At 71.6% G+C, this 17636-nt stretch carries 16 protein-coding genes and 1 pseudogene; 2 read left to right on the top strand and 15 right to left on the bottom strand.

The window, feature by feature from the left end; all coding sequences use genetic code 11:
* Nucleotides 1–36: 36 nt before the first annotated feature.
* From CRYAR_RS05305 to CRYAR_RS05280, 7 genes are all read right to left on the bottom strand, one after another.
* On the bottom strand, nt 37–249 hold the full coding sequence (locus CRYAR_RS05305) for a hypothetical protein (protein ID WP_035848776.1): 213 nt from the start codon (nt 247–249) through the stop codon (nt 37–39).
* On the bottom strand, nt 246–719 hold the full coding sequence (locus tag CRYAR_RS05300; RefSeq protein ID WP_157017384.1) for a hypothetical protein: 474 nt from the start codon (nt 717–719) through the stop codon (nt 246–248). The genes CRYAR_RS05305 and CRYAR_RS05300 overlap by 4 nt, the downstream gene beginning before the upstream one ends.
* Nucleotides 716–1174: a hypothetical protein gene (locus CRYAR_RS05295; protein ID WP_035848773.1), complete on the bottom strand. Its 459-nt coding sequence runs from the start codon at nt 1172–1174 to the stop codon at nt 716–718. The genes CRYAR_RS05300 and CRYAR_RS05295 overlap by 4 nt, the downstream gene beginning before the upstream one ends.
* 200 nt (nt 1175–1374) lie before the next feature.
* Nucleotides 1375–2433, bottom strand: a complete 1059-nt coding sequence (locus CRYAR_RS05290) for an AAA family ATPase (RefSeq protein ID WP_051569782.1) — start codon at nt 2431–2433, stop codon at nt 1375–1377.
* Nucleotides 2430–3449 (bottom strand): bifunctional DNA primase/polymerase, encoded by a 1020-nt coding sequence (locus CRYAR_RS42755; protein ID WP_211247276.1) that lies wholly within the window; start codon nt 3447–3449, stop codon nt 2430–2432. Before CRYAR_RS42755 ends, CRYAR_RS05290 begins: the two co-directional genes overlap by 4 nt.
* Nucleotides 3446–3598 (bottom strand): hypothetical protein, encoded by a 153-nt coding sequence (locus CRYAR_RS46780; protein ID WP_157017382.1) that lies wholly within the window; start codon nt 3596–3598, stop codon nt 3446–3448. Before CRYAR_RS46780 ends, CRYAR_RS42755 begins: the two co-directional genes overlap by 4 nt.
* Nucleotides 3595–3873: a helix-turn-helix domain-containing protein gene (locus tag CRYAR_RS05280; RefSeq protein ID WP_211247275.1), complete on the bottom strand. Its 279-nt coding sequence runs from the start codon at nt 3871–3873 to the stop codon at nt 3595–3597. The genes CRYAR_RS46780 and CRYAR_RS05280 overlap by 4 nt, the downstream gene beginning before the upstream one ends.
* An 80-nt stretch (nt 3874–3953) precedes the next feature.
* Between CRYAR_RS05280 and CRYAR_RS46775 the strand changes: the two genes are divergently transcribed.
* Nucleotides 3954–4577 carry a hypothetical protein gene (locus CRYAR_RS46775; RefSeq protein ID WP_157017381.1) on the top strand — a complete coding sequence of 208 codons (624 nt, stop codon included), beginning with the start codon at nt 3954–3956 and terminating at the stop codon, nt 4575–4577.
* 8 nt (nt 4578–4585) lie between these two features.
* On the opposite strand, the gene CRYAR_RS05270 is transcribed toward CRYAR_RS46775, so the two are convergent.
* From CRYAR_RS05270 to pruA, 4 genes and pseudogenes are all read right to left on the bottom strand, one after another.
* On the bottom strand, nt 4586–5962 hold the full coding sequence (locus CRYAR_RS05270) for a recombinase family protein (protein ID WP_035848771.1): 1377 nt from the start codon (nt 5960–5962) through the stop codon (nt 4586–4588).
* Nucleotides 5963–5995: 33 nt separating this feature from the next.
* A pseudogene (locus CRYAR_RS05265) lies at nt 5996–6529 on the bottom strand (ATPase, T2SS/T4P/T4SS family); the annotation flags it as partial.
* A gap of 144 nt (nt 6530–6673) precedes the next feature.
* Nucleotides 6674–8338: a serine/threonine-protein kinase gene (locus CRYAR_RS42750; protein ID WP_051569779.1), complete on the bottom strand. Its 1665-nt coding sequence runs from the start codon at nt 8336–8338 to the stop codon at nt 6674–6676.
* Nucleotides 8339–8402: 64 nt separating this feature from the next.
* A complete protein-coding gene (pruA, locus tag CRYAR_RS05255; protein WP_035848769.1) occupies nt 8403–10031 on the bottom strand; it encodes an L-glutamate gamma-semialdehyde dehydrogenase in 1629 nt (542 codons plus the stop codon).
* Nucleotides 10032–10204: 173 nt separating this feature from the next.
* On the opposite strand from pruA, the gene CRYAR_RS42745 reads away from it, so the two are divergent.
* Nucleotides 10205–12583, top strand: a complete 2379-nt coding sequence (locus CRYAR_RS42745) for a hypothetical protein (RefSeq protein WP_157017379.1) — start codon at nt 10205–10207, stop codon at nt 12581–12583.
* A 256-nt stretch (nt 12584–12839) separates the two neighbouring features.
* On the opposite strand, the gene CRYAR_RS05240 is transcribed toward CRYAR_RS42745, so the two are convergent.
* The 4 genes from CRYAR_RS05240 to CRYAR_RS05225 all read right to left on the bottom strand — a co-directional run bounded on the left by CRYAR_RS05240 (nt 12840) and on the right by CRYAR_RS05225 (nt 16556).
* Nucleotides 12840–13331, bottom strand: coding sequence for a DUF6912 family protein (locus CRYAR_RS05240; protein ID WP_035848768.1), 492 nt, complete (start codon nt 13329–13331; stop codon nt 12840–12842).
* Nucleotides 13332–13384: 53 nt separating this feature from the next.
* Nucleotides 13385–14350: a patatin-like phospholipase family protein gene (locus tag CRYAR_RS05235; protein WP_051569777.1), complete on the bottom strand. Its 966-nt coding sequence runs from the start codon at nt 14348–14350 to the stop codon at nt 13385–13387.
* Nucleotides 14347–15690 (bottom strand): WS/DGAT/MGAT family O-acyltransferase, encoded by a 1344-nt coding sequence (locus CRYAR_RS05230; protein WP_035848767.1) that lies wholly within the window; start codon nt 15688–15690, stop codon nt 14347–14349. Before CRYAR_RS05230 ends, CRYAR_RS05235 begins: the two co-directional genes overlap by 4 nt.
* A 62-nt stretch (nt 15691–15752) precedes the next feature.
* The gene (locus CRYAR_RS05225) at nt 15753–16556 is read right to left on the bottom strand and encodes a CpaE/TadZ family protein (RefSeq protein ID WP_051569776.1); all 804 of its coding nucleotides are present in this window, start codon (nt 16554–16556) and stop codon (nt 15753–15755) included.
* Nucleotides 16557–17636: the final 1080 nt, after the last annotated feature.

Here is a 17636-nt window from a genome sequence, read left to right as displayed (position 1 = left end):
CTCTAGTGTCTCACATCTGCGGTCTGAACAGCGGGTTTACGTGTCCGCAGCCTCGCGGTACTCGACGTCGACGCACTCCAGCACGCGGCCCAACGCGGCGTAGAAGGCGAGCGTCCGGGCGCCGCCGCCGGTCATCTTCGACACCGCGGCAACCCAGGCACGGCGATCGGTGCGGCTACCGGCCGCGATCGCCTCACGCAGCGCCAGCAGCGCGTCGAGCGTCCGGTCGGTCTGTTCGGTCACGGTCACGGTCGTTCCTCGTCTCGGTAGAGGTGAGCGGTATTGCGGAGGATCTGCTCCCAGGTCTGCGAGCGGCCCGCCTCGTCGACGGCGCCCTGCGCGAGCAGCAGCGCATCGACGCTGCGCACGACCAGGTCGACGAGCGACGCGACGGCCGCCGGGGCGCCGGCGGCGAACAGGTCGGTCATCAGCTCGCCGTGCAGCTGCTCGTCGACGTCGCCGTGCTCCGGATCGAGCGCCAGGGAGACGAGCGCGACCGCCGCGTCGCGGGACGCCGCGACCTGCTCGTCGGCCGGCGGCGCGGCGGGGACCGGGCGGCACGTCTCGCAGGTGGTCTCGTGCGCGGCCAGAACGCCGACGAGCGTGGACGCCGCGGCCCGCCAGGCGCCGCACAGCTGCGGGTGGCCGGGGTCGTCGTCGGCGAGCCTGCCGACGGCGCGGGCGACGACGTCACCGATGTGCTCCGGATCGGTGCTCACGCGACGGCGCCCGGCGTGGTGCGGCAACGGCGGCACAGGTCGGCGCCGAGAAGGAAGACTCCGCTCGTCCAGCTCACCGCCGTCAGCGTCGACGGGGCGTACCTCGAGCAGCCGTCGCACACGTAGTCGTCCTGCCCGGTGGCGGCGACGTCGAGCGCCAGCATGCACTCGGGATGCCCGCACTGGATGACCCGCGGGCGCCATGCCACCCACACCATCGGGCGAGGGGCGCTCAGGTCGACGTGCGGGCAGCAGCGAGTGGTTCCGGTCCGCAAACCACCGACGGCGGCAATGAACGCGGCGTGCACGCGCTGGAGGCCGAGCGAGGTGGACGGAACCGGAGAGGTCTGGTCGAGCTGCGGGACGAAGTGCTCCGCCCAGAGGCGCCGGGCGTCAGCGGCCGCGGCGTCGACCTGGTCGAGCAGAGCAGTAGATGCGGTAGCGGTTCGGGTCATGGCGGTGACCTTCCTTCCGAGTCGTCGTTTGGGCGGCCTACGCCGAGTGCTTTGCGGGCCGCTCGGCACTGCGGGGTAGGTCGTTGGGCTAGGTAGTCCTGGTCCTGGTCCGGTCCTGAGCGGTCCTAAGGACCGTCCCGGTTGGTGGTCCTGTCCTCCCCCCTCCTTTAGGGGGAGGACCAGGACCATCGGGTGTCCTGTCACTCGTCCGCCTCGCTCGCAGATGCTTCTTTTCGCAGCTCACGCCACCTTGTGAGCGAGCGGTACGCGCGGTCGGAGCCCCATTTCAGGCGGTCCTTGACGTCTTGCTTCGACCTCGGCGGCGGGACCAACTCGTCGAGGGCCTGGACGTCGGCGTCGACGTCCTCCCGGACCACCTCGACCGGGTCGCTGATGTACCAGTGGCCGGCGCCGTCGAGACGGTGCTCCAGCCGGAACACCCCGGCCTTCTGCTTCTGGCTGCCCGTCATCGGGCAGTGCTCGCGGACTCCACCAGGACGGTCCTTCTCGACCTCGAGGCCCGCCGCGCCTCCCTGGCCCGGCGCGAACGCCGTCATGGCGTACACGCGGTAGCTGGCCCCGTTGATCGATCGCTTCTTCGCGACGGTCCCGGTCGGGCCAGCGGCTCGCGCGTCAGCTGACTTCGGGAGGTGGTCGACGGCGATGACCGCGGCCCCGGAGTTGGCCAGGGGCGTCAGGATGCGCCGGTTGACCGTCGTCCAGTCGTCGGGGCTGTTGGAGCTGGCGCCCATCAGCGGCAGCAGCTCGCCGACCGAGTCGACGACCGCGGCGTCGGGCTCCCACTGGCAGAGGTCGGCCACGGTCGCGCGCATGACGAGCTGGTCTTCGGGTTCGGCCAGCCGGAACCGCTCCGGGTCGCTGAGCTCGGCGGGTTTGGCTCCGAGGTAGATCAGGCGGGACAGGATCTCGCCGGCGCCGTTGTGGTCGAGGTCGATGAACACGGCCTTGCCGCCGTCGGTGAGGACGTCGACGAGCGCGGCGAGCGCCACCCATGTCTTGCCGCCCTCGGGGTCGCCGAACAGCACGTTGACCTTGCGGCGGTAGAACAGGCAGTTGCCGTCCTGGCGCTGCAGGACGGTGGGCTTCTCGCGTTCGGGGAGCCCACCGTCCAGCAGCGCGGCGACGTCGACGTAGAGCACCTGGTCCTGCTCGAGGACGACCTCGGTCTGAGAGTTTTCGGCCTCGACGGCCTCCAACTCCTGTTGGACCGCGGCGAGCCGCTCGTTGAGCGTGGTCACGCAGGCCTGGCCTCTCGGTGCGGTCTCGGGTTGGCCATGCCGGCGTTCATGCCGCTGCGGATGGTGCGGAGGATCTTCGGTTCGTCTGGCCCGATGGACAGCGCGGCGTCGCGGAGCGCGTCGGCGACCTGGTCGTGGTCGAGCTGTCCGGCGCCGACGAGCTGACCGAGGTTGTATGCCGCACGGTTCAATTCGTCGTTGCGCTGGCCGGGCTGCGACCCGGTGACCCGCTCGACTTCACCGCGCAGAGCCGCGGTGGCGTGTGCGGTGGATGCTCGGACGTCGGTGCGGCGCCGGGGGTTGAGCACCGCACGAAGCTGCGGGCGGTCGTCGAGCAAAGGCGTGAGGATGGCCGGCCACAGCGGCAGGGTGTGACTCCAGATCCCGCCGAGCCATTCGTACCGGCCGCCGTCGCGAGTGACGGACGGCGCGACCACGATGTATCCACCGTCGGCCTTGACGTCGACGCCGGTGATGTCGCTGCCGAACGCGTTCGACCTGGACTTCACGTGGTGGCCGGGGTGTCGGTAGAGCATGTGCAGGCCGCCGCCGCCGGTGAGCTGCTGGACGGTGCCGGGGAGCAGGCCGACGGCCTGCTCGAGCTTCCCGAGAGACCGATGTCCGCTGTGGCGGGGGTCGACGTCGACGACGACCAGACCGGAGGGCGCACCGGTGCGGACCGCGAGCATGCCGTCCGGGTGCCGGGCGATCATCTCGGCGATGCGTACCGGGTCGCGGGTGGCGGCGTAGAAGCCGTGGCAGGTCAGGCAGGTGCACGTTTCGGGGTCGTGCCGCTCGGCGCCTGCTCGGCAGCGCGGACAGTTGCGCAGCGGCACCTTGTCGGCACTGAGCACGAACACGAACCAGCCGTAGGCGGCGTAGAGCAGGGCTTGCTCGAGCAGCTGCCGCGCGGTCGGGCGTGCCGTACCCTCGTGCTCGGAATCGGTGGCCTGGTCGCAGCTGGTTTCGTCGAGGGGCGCCTGGCGGGGCGCCCCTCGCTGCATTGGTGGGCTCATGCCGCCGTTTCCTCGCCGCTGTGCTGTTCGTCGCCGACGCCGTGCAGCGCCTGGCGAATCGCGACCCGCTGTTCGGGACGCAGCGGGGGCATGTCGTCGACGAGGCGCCGGGCGTACTCGGCGAGCGTCTCGATCGGCTGCTCGCTCATGCGGCGTCGCCCTCACCCAGGTAGGTGAGGAGATCAGCGCGGGGCACGCGGTATTGGACGCCAAGACGCAGGAGCCGCACCGGGAACTCGCCGCGCTTCGCGAGCGTGTACGCCAGGGTCCGGCCGATGTTCAACGCACGCGCCGCGGTGACCAGATCCACCGCAGGCGGTAGGGCCAGCAGCTCGGCACGATGCATCGATTCACGAGGCATGCTCGTCATATCAGCCTCTCGACGTGTTGATTCGACATGTCGGGTGAGCAGATTGATGCCCACGAAGCGGCACAGTACGGCACTGTTTGGTGGAGTGCAATGCGATGCCCTAGCGTGTAGTTCCTACAAGCTGGGGAGGCAGAGTGCTGAGCGATGTAGTCGCCGAGCAGGTCAACCGTGCGCGGAAACGACACGGCTGGAACCGTGGCGAACTGGCTAAGCGGTGCAGGAAGCTAGGCGCTCCACAGCTGACCGAAGCAGCGATCACGAACATTGAAACCGGCCGTCGTGATGCCGACGGCCGACGCCGACGAGAAGTCACGGTCGACGAGCTCGTGATCTTCGGTCGGGCGCTCGGCGTACCGCCGGTACTGCTGGCCTTTCCGGTGGGCTCGCAACCCACGGTGGAGGCGTTCCCTGGTGTTGAGGCGCCGACTTGGGGCGCTGCGCGCTGGTTTACCGGCGAGGCTCCCTGGGGCGCCTGGCCGGATGAGTCCGGCAAACGCACAGCGGCCTCGGAGCAGGACTTTCAGGACTACAACCAGGGCGCCACGCCGATTGACCTCTACCGGCGTCACGTGGCGCACTACCTGTCCTGGGCGGCCGCGAGCGCCGAAGAGCGTGGCATCCAGCGCGCCGAGCGTCCGACGCGGCTGGGCGAGGAGGGCACGATTCGAGCTATCCGAAAGACCATGCGGCAGTTCGGCCTCACAGCGCCGGATGTCCCGGAAGAGCTCAGGCACCTCGACGCCGACGAGCAGCTGTGAGAGGCGGATTACTTCGGGGTGATCTCGACGCTTGACCGGTCGAACACCCGAGCGCCCTGGCGGGCTCGATGGATCATGATGTTGACCGTGGCAGCGACCACTGCGCGGCGCCGGGTAAGCGTGAGTGTCTCCCACACCTCGGCGGCCTTAGCGTTGCCCGCCAGACCGGCTAGGACGGGGCTGTCGTCAACGATCCGGGCCTGAGCCTCGGCCGCGTCGATCTGCGGCCGGAGTCGCGCCGTGATGCGCTCCAGCTGGCGGCTGTCGATCTTGCCATCGGCGTAGTCATCAGCGGCCCGGTCGAGGCGCTGCTGTAGTTCCGCTGCGTTCGCGACGGCGCGTTTCTGATCGGCTCCCCGGCTGGGGTTGAGGAGGTCGGCCGCGTCGGGGCGAGACAATCGCTCGAGCACCACCGCGGTGACGAGGGCGTCTACGTCGCGACGGTTTCGGGCAACGCAGCTCTTCTCGCTGCAGCGGTACGCGGCAACGCTGCGGTTCATCGCGGATCGCATGACCGCGCCACAGACTCCGCAGCGAGCGATCCCGGAGAGCAGGTGCTTCGCCGCGGTGCCGGTCGTTGTCCGCCGCGCAGGATCGCTCAGGACGGCCTTCACTTGCTCGAAGAGATGGTCGGTAAGGATCGGCTCCCAATCACCCTTGCCGATCACGTCACCCCGGTAGACGCGGTTGCCGGCGTTGCGCTCGCGGATCGCGAGCGCCCGGACCATGCCCTTCGCCCAGGGGCCGCCGCGCGGAGACGGGGTGCCGGCGGAGTTGAGGTCCGCGGTGATCTGGCGCAGGGAGTCGCCGCCGATGAGCCGGTCAGCGATGCTGCGAATCACCGCGGCCTCGGCCGGGTTGACGACGTCGCGGCCGCGGCCGTTCTCCAGGTCGTAGACGCGCGTCCACCCGTAGGTTGGCCGTCCGTGGGTCCGCCCCGCGGCGGCGTTCTGCTCCAAGGCTCTGCGCACCCTTTCGGCTTTGTGCTCTGACTCGTATTTGGCGACGGCGCCGAGCTGGCGAGCGACGAGGCGACCGGACGGCGTGGACAGGTCCCAGTGGCCGGCGTTGACGGTCTGGACGCCGACGCCGTGCCGTTCCATGAGCGCGATGAAGTGCTCGAGCTCCGCCGGGCTGCGGTGCAGCCGATCCGGATCCCAGGACAGCACGACGTCGATCAGGCCGGCCTTGATCGCCTCCAGCAACCGCTGGTATCCCGGCCGCGGCTTGCCGCTGTACGCGGACCGCGAGTTGTCGACGAACAGCGCGACGACGGTGAGCCCCTCGGCCTCGGCGAGCTTGTAGCAGTCCTGACGCTGGCGCTCGACGCCGAGTTCTTCGCCCCGGCGGTCGTCGCTGATCCGTGTGTAGACCGCTGCTCTCACACCGGCAGACTACGTATGCGAGAGCGTCTAGACAAGGAGCGTGGTCTTCCCGGCCTGCGTGCCGCCGCTGACGATGACGTTGACGCCGGCCACCACCGACGCCTCGAGGAAACCGGCTGCGTGCGGGGTGAGCGTGCCCAGCGCCACCGCCTCGACGAGCGAATGCGCCCGCGCGACGAACTTACGGATGTTGATCGCCCAGTGCTCCCGCGTCACGTCGGGGATCACGACGTGGAGCCGCGATCCGTCGCTCAGCATCGCGTCGACGAAGGGCGTGGACAGATCCACGCGCCGGCCGCTGTGCTCCAACGCACGCTGCACCAGCTCCTCGACCTGGCCGGCGGCCAGGATCGTGGTGGTGAGCTCGGACCGGCCACCGCGGGCGACGAACACCCGGCCCGGCCCGTTGACCCAGATCTCCTCGACCGTCGGATCGTCGAGGAAGCGCTGGAGCGGACCGAGGCCGGCGACCGCGTCGAGCACGGCCTGACGCGTCTCGGACGGAACGAGCGGCGAGGTGGCGAGCACCTCGTCGATCAGCAGACCGACCGCGGCCGGATCGCCCATCGGGTCGACACCGCGCCGACGGACGAGATCACGAACCCGTTGCTCGACGCTCTCCACCACACCTCCCGGCCCGTTCCGCTACGCAGACGGTAGCGAGCACGGAACCGGGAGTAGCGAGGTTCAGTCGCCCTGTGGATAACCCGGTCAGCCGATGGGCTGGCCGATTTCTCCGCCGTCGGACGGCATCGTGGTCGGCATCGGGTTCGACGGGGCGTTCGTCCCATCGGGCCCGGGAACGACCGGCACGCCGGAAGGCCCGGTGGAGGGCAACTGGTTGCCCGGCTGCGTCGGGGCCGCGCTCGGGGCCGAGCTGGGAGTCTGGCTCGGGGACGGCTTCGCCGGTTGCGTCGACGGCGCGGTCGAGGGCTTGGGGTCGGCCTCGTCGCCCGACGACCCGAGCACGGCGATGGCGCCGCCCACCACGCCGATCAGCACGAGCAGAACGATCACCAGGCCGACGATCAGCGGCCAGCGCTTCTTCTTCGGCGGTTCCTGGCGGGGCGGGATGGTGCCGGCCGGGAACGCCCAGCGGGGCGGCGAGAGCGTGTCGTCGAACGACGGCGGTTTTGCTCCGGGATCAGACGGCGGGCCGGCGGGAAAAACGTTCGTCGGCGCCACGCCACCGGACGGCGGCTGACCGTACCCTCCGGCTGGCGGCGGCGGTAACTGCCCACCTGGGCCGGGCGAATCCCACCCCGGTGTCCCGTTCGACGGTGATCCCGAAAGGTCCGAATCCGACGGCCCTACCATTGCGAATGCCTCTCCCGGTCGAGTTCCACTCGGTGATACGGGCGCGGCCGCACCGACGAGTTCCGGCGCGAGCGCCGGTGCCGGATCAGGCTCCGGCAGGGCCAGCGTAGGGTTCGGCCGCACCTGCGGCCTCGCCACGGTCGGCTGCGCGAGCACCGACGTGACCCGCTCGTCCGGCTCGACTCCCCCGGTGACCGACTCGACGACCGGCGCCACCTGGAAGTGCGGCGTGCCCTCCGGCAGCGGCGTCGCCGCCTTCATCCCGGCCAGTTCGGGCGCGGCCGCCCGCAGATCAGCCGCGAGCGTCTCGGCCGTCGGTCGTCGCGACGGGTCGCGCACCAGGCAGGCCGACAGCACCGGCCGCACCGCGTCGGGCACGGCGTCGGTCCAGAGCGGCACCGAGTTCAGGTGCCGCTTCATCACCTCGGCCGACGAGCCGCCCCGGTACGGAGTCGTGCCGGTCAGCAGCTCGTAGAGCACGATGCCGAGCCCGTAGACGTCGCTCGCGGGAAGCGAAGCGTGGCCACCGACGACCTCCGGCGCGATGTACTCGGGCGTCCCGTAGCTGAGCTTCGCCGGACCGTGCACCAGCCGCGACACCCCGAAGTCCGCCAGCTGGATCGAACCGCCGTCCGCGGGCACCAGCACGTTCGCCGGTTTCACGTCGGCGTGGACGATCCCGGCCGCGTGCGCGGCGGCGAGCGCGTCGGCGATGGTCGCGGCCATCAGCACGGCCGACGTCGGCGCGAGCGCACCGGCCACCGCGAGCGTGTGCCGCAGGTCGGCCCCGTCGACCAGGTCCATCACGAGGCTGATCTGCTCGCCCTCCACCACCAGGTCACGGATCCGGACGACGGCCGGGTGCCTGATCGACGTCAGCACCCGCCGTTCCCGCAGGAACCGGTCGACGACATCGGCGTCGCCGGCCAGCTCGGCCCGGATCTGCTTGGCGGCGACCAGTTCCCCGGTCGCCAGCACCCGCGCGCGCCACACCGAACCCGTGGCACCGCCGGCGATCTTCTCCACCAGCTCGTATCGGCTGCCCAGTGGCGTGCTCATGCCCCGAGTATGCAAACCCACCGCACCGGCGGTCTCCCGAATTCGTGCCAGTTGCCGGACCGAGTCAGTCACCCGACAGCATGTGCGGATACCGGTGGTCGGTCGCCGGGGCGAACGTCTCCTTGATCGTCCGCGGCGACACCCAACGCAGCAGGTTCAGGATCGAACCGGCCTTGTCGTTCGTGCCGGACGCCCGCGCGCCGCCGAACGGCTGCTGACCCACGACCGCCCCGGTCGGCTTGTCGTTCAGGTAGAAGTTGCCGGCCGCGAAGCGCAGCCGCTCCGACGCCGACACCAGCACGTCCCGGTCACGCGCGAAGATCGACCCGGTCAACGCGTACGGGGTGTCCGCCGCGAGGTCCAGCACGGCGTCAAAATCGTCGTAGACGTGGACACCGAGCACCGGGCCGAAGTATTCGGTGCGGAACAACTCGTGGGTCGGGTCGGTGCCCTCGACGAGGGTCGGCCGGACGAAGAAGCCGGTGGAATCGTCGGTCCGGCCGCCCGTCACCACCGTGCACGAGGGGTCGGCGGCCAGCTTGCCGAGCACGTCACGCAGCCGATCGAACGCCCGCCGATCGATCACCGCTCCGCCGAAAAACCGGAAGTCCCGGACGTCGCCGTATTCCAATTCGGAAACAGTTGCCGCCAGCCGGTCCCGCAGGCCGCCCTCCCACAGCGACCGCGGAACGTAGGCCCGCGAGGCCGCCGAGCACTTCTGGCCCTGGTACTCGAAGGCGCCGCGGACGAGCGCGGTGTGCAGCGCGTCCGGATCCGCCGACGGGTGCGCCACCACGAAATCCTTACCGCCGGTCTCGCCCACGAGCCGCGGGTAGGCGGCGTACCGGTCGAGGTTGCGCCCGACGGTCTCCCACAGGTACCGGAACGTCCTGGTCGAGCCGGTGAAGTGGATTCCGGCCAGGTCACGATGGGTCAGCGCTACCTCGGAGACGGCCGCGCCGTCGCCGGTCACCAGGTTGACGACGCCCGGCGGCAGCCCCGCTTCCTCCAGCACCCGCATGAAGTAGTGCGCCGACAACTGCTGCGTCGGCGACGGCTTCCACAGCACCGTGTTGCCCATCAGGGCCGGCGCGGTCGGGAGGTTGCCGGCGATCGCCGTGAAGTTGAACGGCGTGATCGCGAGGACGAACCCCTCGAGCGGCCGGTGGTCGAACTGGTTCCAGGTGCCGGCGCTGGAGAGCGGCTGCTCGGCCAGGATCCGTTCGCCGTAGTGCACGTTGAAGCGCAGGAAGTCGATCAGCTCGCAGGCGGAGTCGATCTCGGCCTGCTGGACGGTCTTCGACTGGCCGAGCATCGTCGCGGCGTTGAGCACGTCACGCCACGGCCCCGCCACCAGGTCGGCCGCCCGGAGGAAAATCGCCGCCCGATCGGCGTAGGACAACCGTTGCCAAGCCGGGGCAGCCTTGGAGGCAGCACCGATCGCATCGGCTACGTCGCTCCGCGTAGCCTGCCGCAAGGTTCCGAGGAGGTGGGCATGCGCGTGCGGTTGGACCACCGGCACTTCGTCGCCGCCGCCCCACCGGGCCACGCCACCGATCGTCTGGGTCAGGTCTTCACGCTGGTCGTCCAGGCGGTCGACGGTCGAGCGCAGCGACGCTCTCTCCGCGCTCCCGGGCGCGTAGGTACGAACTGGCTCGTTCACCGGCTCGGGTACCCGGGTGACACCGTCCATTCGGTCACCTCCAGCTCGTCCCAGTGGAGAATTCCACTCTATCGGGCGCGCTTCTGCCCCTATCCAGCCGCTTTGGGGATCAATCGGCAATGGGGCAGACTGCCGAGTGCTGATTGCCGCTACCTAAGATGCGCCTGAAGACCGTGTCCGCTCCTGCTCAGAAGGGAGTCGACGTGGAGTCCGGCCCTGCGCCCGCCCACCCGCTCACCGAACCCGGTCGAACCACCGTCCAGTTATTGGTCGCTTCGTCGGCAGTACTAGCTCTCATACAGCTGGTCGCCGCGACTTCCGTCGACGTCTACAACGGGGAGAGAGCAGGGTGGTGGATCGCGATCCAGGGCGCGACCGTCGCGTTCGCGGCCGCGTTCGCCGGAGCGGCGGCTAGCGCCAGCGGCGCCTCCTGGCGACGTGCCCAGCAGAAGTCGTCGAGCACCACCCCCGGCAGCCTCGGCACCGGCATCGCGGCGGCCAGCGTCGCCGGTGCGGTGTTCTCGATGCTGTGCTGGGCGTCCACCTCCCTCGGCGAGGCCACCTACCCGATGGTCGTCGCGGTGTTCGTCGCCGCGATGCTCGGCGGGGTCGTAGGCGCGGTCCGCGTCGGCGGCGCCGTGCTCGGCGGGCTGGTGTCCACGTTCGCCGCCACGCTCGTCAACCTGCTCGGCCAGGCCCTGATCCGGCTGTTCACCTCCGGCGGCGCGGAGAGCGGCATCCCGCTCGGCATCAGCGCCGTCAACTGGGGCTTCGCGGCCATCGTCGGCTCGGTGGCCGGCGTCTGGTGGCTCTCGCGCCGGCGTCAGCGCAGCTGGTGGTCGCACTGGTCGATCGTCGGGCTCTTCCCCGTGATGCTGGTGGGCATCGGCGACTTCGCCGAGCTGCTGGCCTGGCTCATGGTCGACGACCCCGAGAAGGGCGAGGCCCTCGGCCAGGCCGTGCCCGGGCACGTCACGCAGCTCGTGGTGATGGCCGTCGTCGGCGGTGCCGCCGCCGTCGTGGCCGGCCGGGCCCTCCGGGCCCACCCCGAGTGGCTGGTCCGCCCACAGCCCGCTCGCGCTCCCACTGATGTCGACGCTCTGAGGGCGGACATCTCCGCTCCGCCCACTGCGCTGCACGATGAGTACGCCGAGCTGGCGGAACGTGCGGCCCAGGCGCGGGAGGCCGAGTTGGCCCGAGAGGCGCTGCTCGACGACGACGAGCCCGAGCTGGACCTGACGCCGGAGCAGGCCGAGTTGATCGCTCTGGCCGATCGTGCGGTCGAGGCGCGAGAGGCGGAGCTGGCCCGCGGGGCTGGTCGGCCGGTTCACCCGGATGTTCAGGCGGCGGAGCAGGCTCGGGCGGCCGAGGAGGCTCGCGCGGCGGAGCAGGTGCGCGCGGCCGAGGCTGAGCGGCGGGCGGCCGAGGAGGCTGAACGGGCTCGGGCGGCCGAGGCGGAGCGGGTCGCTCGCGCCGCGGAGGCCGATCGGGCTCGCGCCGCGGAGGCCGAGCGGGTCGAGCGGGTTCGGGCTGCGGAAGCCGAGCGGGTTCGTGTTGCTCAGGCGGAAGAGGCTCGGGCCGCCGAAGCGGCTCGGGTGGAGCAGGAGCAGGCCCAGCGGGCGGCGCAGGAGTTGGCTCAGTGGGCCGCGCAGTCCGAGTTGGCCCAGCAAGCCGAACAGGCGCACGAGCCTGAGCAAGCGCGTCAGGCCGAGTGGGCTCAGGAGGCTGAGCGGGCTCAGGAGGCTGAGCGGGCGCGTCAGGCGGAGCAGCTTCGTGCGGCGCAGGCAGCGCAGGCGGCTCAGCAGGTCGAGCCGGCCGGGCAGGCCGGGCCTGCTGACCAGGCGCAGACCGCGCGGCTGGCCGCTCTGATCCGTGCCGCCCAGGCTTCGGAGCGGGCCGCGCAGGAGCACCCGGCTCAGACCGCTGAGCTGGCTGAGCGCTTCGACCGGGCACAACGGCTCGAGCAGGCCCAGCAGGCCGCGCTGGCCCGTCGGGCGAACGAGGCCCAGCGACCCGTGCAGTCGCATCTCGGCGAGTCGGAGGCGCCTACTCAGCCCATTCCGGCCCTGCCGCCAAACCCGGTGCTACCGGGTCGGCCGGCGAGTTCGGTCTGGTCGCCGGATCCGTCGAACTCGACCAGCCCGACGGCTGGGGCTGACCCGGCGAGCGAGGCTGGCCCGACGGCCGGGGCCGACCCGGCAGGCGGGGCCGACTCGATGGGCCGAACCGAGCCGACGAGCGGAACCGGGCCAACGGGCCAGGCCGACCGGTCCGGCGGGGCCGACCCGTCCGGCGGGACCGAGCCGTCCGGCGGGGCCGAGCCGGCGAACAGGTCCGAGCCGCTCCCTCAGCGCCCGGCGGTGGCACCGGACCAGCCGACTGTGCCCATCCCGACGCAGCCGGCGCCCGCGCAGCAGGGCAGTGGCTCGTCCGACGAGCCCGAAGCGAACGAGGACACCGGCTCGGACACCACCGTGCCGATCCCCGTTCCCACCCGGCCGTCGGCTTTCCGGAACGGCAACGGCACGGTCCACACCAACCTGACCGCGCTGATCCCGACCCAACAGCACCGCCCGGACTAACCCGCCTGCCCCGGGGCTGACGATCCGTCCGCCCCGGGGTCGGCGCCTCCTTCACCCGCGGCTGGCCGGCCGGCCAGCCAGTCGCCACGGCCCGCCAGAAGCCCGGCCCGTCCGTCAGAGGCCAGCCCGCTCGAGGCCCAGCCCGCTCGAGGCCCAGCCCGCTCGAGGCCCAGCCCGCTCGAGGCCCAGCCCGCTCGAGGCCCAGCCCGCTCGAGACCCGGCCGGCTCGAGACCCGGCCGGCGAAGCCAGTCGGGGCTACGCCAGGAGCTGGGGAATCTCCTGCACCGCGTACCACTCCAGCTCGTGGTCCTCGGTCCCGTCGACGGTGAACTGAGCGTCCTCGTCTCCGAGATCCGCTTCCATGATCACCTTCGCGGCCGCGGACACGTCGGGCTCGGCCTCCGCGCTGTCGACGTGGACGGACGCCAGCCGCTCCAGCGGGATCGGCACCGTGCTGCGCACCACGGCGCGGTCCAGGTCGGGGTGGAGCGTCACCTCGTTGTCCGGCACCTCCGCGGACAGCACGACCCTGCGCCGTGGGGCCAGTGGGTCGGCGTCGAGGAGGCGCAAGGCGGCCCGCGCGGCCTGGGTGAAAGCGGCGTACTCCAGTACTTCTTCGTCGTCGTCGAGGTACCACTCACGCAGCGACGGCGTGACCGCGAACCCGGTCAAGGGCGCCGGTCCCACCGCTGAGTCAGCGTGGATTTCCCGAAGCATCGCCAACGTCGCCGGTAGGTAGATCCGCATCCCCCCAGTGTGGCCCACCACCCACCGACCGGCCCCCGCCACCCCGGCAACAGCTAGCCCGCGATACGCAAACTGCGCTCGCCCGGATCGGGGCGGAGAGCTGCCCACGAAGTACGCAACGACGTTTCCAGCACGTCGGCCCTTCGCTTGGCGTCCATGAGGTTGCTTCCCAGGACAGCAAGGTCCTCCGGGCCGGGACCCAACAACGTGACGCGCGTGCCGGAGGCACGCAGTAGCTCCGCCTCGCGGAGCAGTTGCTGCGCGAGCAGCCGCCGGAAGCGCCGTTCCAACCGCCCCGCGAACGACGTGGGCGCGTCGAACGCGAACGAGGCCATCGGCGTCAGCACGTACACCTCGTCGAGGTCGAGACCGGCCAGGAGGTCCACGGACGCCGTCGAGTACGTCCCTCCGTCCACGTACCGGCGCCCACCGATCTCGATCGGAGCGAACCAGCCGGGTACCGCGCAGGAGGCGCTGACCGCGTCGGCGAGGGGCGCGGCGGGGGCTTCGTCGTGGCCGAACACGACGCGCTGCCCGGAGCGGTAGTCCATCGCCACCACCCAGGGGCGGGGCCGGTCGGGCCACTCGTCGCACGGCAGCACGGAACCGATCAGCCGGCGCACACCCGTGTGCGCGGCCCGTCCGCGCGGCAGCAGCCCGGAGAGCGCCACCATCGGCGACATCGACGACGGGCTCCGCGCCGCCTGCCAGAGCAGACCGGGCGAGCCGAAGGCCAGCGCCGGGAGCGGCGGGCGCGGGCCGGCGCCGTCGACGTTCTCGTCGTAGTCGACCACCGGGTCGCCGGGCGCCGAAATCCCCTGCTGGTGACGGACCATCGACTCCACCGGCACCCCGCACCCCAGCAGGGACGCCAGGATCGAGCCCGCCGACGTGCCGACGAGCGCGTCGACCGAGCGACAGTCGAAGCCCTCCGCGCGCTCCAGCGCGGCGAGCGCCCCGGTCGCCCACGCGAACCCCAGTACTCCGCCGGCGCCGATCACCAAGCCGCGTCGCGTCATACCATCGCCTCCGTCAGCTCGTCGATGGACTCGTCGAGCAACCCGGCGAGCACATCGAGGTCCGGCATCGCGTCCCAGTCGGCGTTCAGGCCGTAGTAGACCTGTCCGTCGTACGAGGTCACTCCGATCGCGAGCCCCTGCCCCGGCGCCAGCGGGACGAACGGGTAGATCTCGCGGAGCCGGGCACCGGCCACGAACAGCGGACGCTGCGGACCGGGGGCGTTGGTGACGACCAGGTTGAACAGCCGGCGCGACAACCCGGAGGCCGCCCGCACCGCCATCGCGTTCAGCGTCGCCGGGGCGAATCCCGACAGCTTGACCAGCGCGTCGGCACCGACCCGGCGGCCGGGCTCGGCGTGCGCGCGCATCGCGTACGCGATCTGGGTCAGGCGGACGGTCGGGTTCGGTTCGCCGATCGGCAGATCGACGAGGGACGTGGCGACGTTCGCCCCGACGTCGGCGCCGAAAGCAGCCGGTGGGCCGCCGCGGACGCTCGTCGGAACCAGGGCGCGGATGACCGAATCGGGGCGAACCGGCTCTCCGCGGTAGAGCAGCCAGGCCCGCAGCGCCCCGGCGACGGTGGCCAGCACGGCGTCGTTCACCGTGACGTTCGGGCGCGAACGCAGGGCGCGGTACCGGTCGAGGTCGGTGTGGGTGCTCGCGAACCGACGCTGCTTCCCCGGCTCGGCGTTCAGCGGGCTGGCCGGGGCCGGACGGGCGGAGGCGAGCAGACGGCCGGCGCCCTTCATCGCTCCCACGAGCTGCCCCGGGTGGCGGACGAGGTGCGTGGCGGCGTCAACCATCAGTTCGGCAGGACCCGGCTCCGGCGCGGGACGCCAGATCGGTGTCACGCCGTCCGCAGTAGCCGGGCTGTCGTCGAGCAAAACATGCAGCAGGTCGACGCCCCCCACTCCGTCGACGAGCGCCGGGTGGGACTTGGTGAGCACCGCGACCCGCCCGTCGCGGAGCCCCTCGACCAGATAGAGCTCCCAGAGCGGCCGGGACCGGTCGAGGCTGCCGGCCAGGAGCCGCCCGACCAGCGCGTGCAGCTGCTCGTCGCTACCCGGAGTCGGTAAGCCGGTGCGACGCACGTGATACGCCAGGTCGAACCGGGAGTCGTCGACCCAGACGGGCTGGGTCAGACCGCCGAGCACCCAGCGCACCCGCTGCCGGAACCGCGGCACAAGCGAGATGCGCTGTTCGACGCGACGACGCAGCCCGGCGACGTCGAGCCCGGATCGGGCGGGCTCGAGTATCGCGAGGCCACCGACGTGCATGGGGGTGTTCGGCGTCTCGGCCGAGAGGAACGAGACGTCCACCGGGTGGAGGCGATCGGACATCTGCGCCCCCTCTCGGGTGACACTCCGCTGTGACACCGATGACACCTTCATGGTGACATGGGTTACTCGTTAGTAGACCCCTTGAAACCGAACTGCACCGATACGGACGTTGCGAGTTCAGTAAGCGCTCGACGCAGGCGCGACTTCTCCGCGACCTCCGCGAGCGTGCGCCCCTCGGCCAGCGCACGATCGACGGCTTGGCGGTCGTAGGGCAACGTGCGGACGCCGCGCACACCGGCGAACCGTTCGAGGGCGGTCGCGACCTGCCGGGCGGGGTCGCCGGGGATCGGTCCGCGCCGGATCCGGTTGATCACGATCTCCGGCTCGGCGAACTCCTTGAGCTCGGCGAGGCCCCGGATCAGACGTTGCAGCCCGACCGGGTCGGCGGTGCCGACGGCCAGCACCGTGTCCGCGCACTCGACGGCAGCGACCGTGGCGCCGTTGCGGCGGGGCGCGGCGGTGTCGTACACGAGCTCTTCGTCCTGTTCGAGGCAGAAACCGCAGTCGACGACGGTGAGGGTGCAGAGGACGCGCGCCTGGTCGAGGACCGCGGTGAGCGCTTCGGGGCGGACCTCGGGCCAGCGTTCGGCGCGGCTCAGACCCGTGAGGACGCGGAGGTTCGGCGTGATGGCCCGGGCCAGCGCGGCCAGGGTGGTGGGGGTGAGCCGGCCGGTGTCGGCCAGCCGGGCGGCCGACGCCAGCCCGGACGCCTCGTCCAGCAGCCCGAGGCACTGCGCGACCACCCCGCCGTAGGTGTCGCCGTCCACCAACAAGGTGCTGACGCCGAGGCGCGCGGCTTCGTCGGCAAGGCCGATGGCAACGGTGGTTCGACCGGGCGCGCCGGCGGGGCCCCAGATCGCGACCACCCGGCCGGGAGTGGGGCCGCTCGTGAGCTCGAGGTCGGTTGGATCGCGGAGAAGAAGGTGCCGGTCGTCGCCTGAGTTCGGCGGGGTGGGGGCCCGTGTGGCCGAGCCGATCGGCGGAGGTGGGTAGTGCGAGGGCGGGCTGGCTCGTGGTGTGGAAGTGGTTGGGGAGGCGCTAGCGGGCTCGGTGCCACCCCGCGAATGGCTTGATGGGGGGCGGCCTGATGGGGGGCGGCTTGATGCGGGGCCACTCGATCCGGGGCGGCTTGACGCAGGACCGCCCGATGCAGGGCCGCTCGATGCAGGGCCGCTCGATTCGGGGCCACTCGATTCGGGGCCACTCGATTCGGGGCCACTCGATTCGGGGCCACTCGATTCGGGGCCGCCCGGGGCTGGACCGCCCCATCCAAGAGCGCTCGGGGCCGGATCGCTCGGTGCAGGATCACCTGGAGCCGAGGCACCAAGCGTTGGGCCGCTCGGCTGGGCGTTGCCGGGCAGAGGATCGCCTGATCCAGGCTCGCCCCGCCCCGGACCGCCTGGTGCGAAGCCGCCGGGTCCAGTGCCATTCGGTGCAGAGCCGCTCCGGGTTGGGTCACGCGGGGCTGAGCCGCCCGGTGCATATCCACTCGAGGTCGGGCCACCCGGCACGGAACCACCCGGCACGGAACCACCCGGCATAGGGCGGCCTGACATGGGGTGGCTCCATCCCGGGCCGCCCCGCCCAGGGCCGCCCGGCCCAGGGCCGCTTGATCCAGGGCCGCTTGATGCGTAGTCACCCGGGATGGGGGCGCCCGGCGGTGGGGTATTCGGCGCGGAGGGGGTGGGAGGAGCAGGGGCAGTGGACGGGGCGCCAGTGGGGCTGGGATGGGGTGAGGCGGGGTCACTCGATGGTTGCGTGGCGCCGCGACCTTCCAGGCGTGATCGGGCGATCGACGGCGGGGTGGTCGCGCCGCGCGTCGGCCAGCGACCGGGGCCTAGGTGCAGGTCTTCTTCCGGCGGCGGTGCCCGGTGAGCGCCGCCCCCGGAGTCACCGGGCCTGCCGCGGGCACCAGCAGGCCGGCCTCGCGGGGCGGAGAGGACCGC

This window comes from Cryptosporangium arvum DSM 44712 (assembly GCF_000585375.1).
GTDB classification, from domain to species: Bacteria; Actinomycetota; Actinomycetes; order Mycobacteriales; family Cryptosporangiaceae; genus Cryptosporangium; species Cryptosporangium arvum.
Note: the sequence above shows the minus strand (reverse complement) of the source record. Positions and strands in the feature narration are given on the sequence as shown.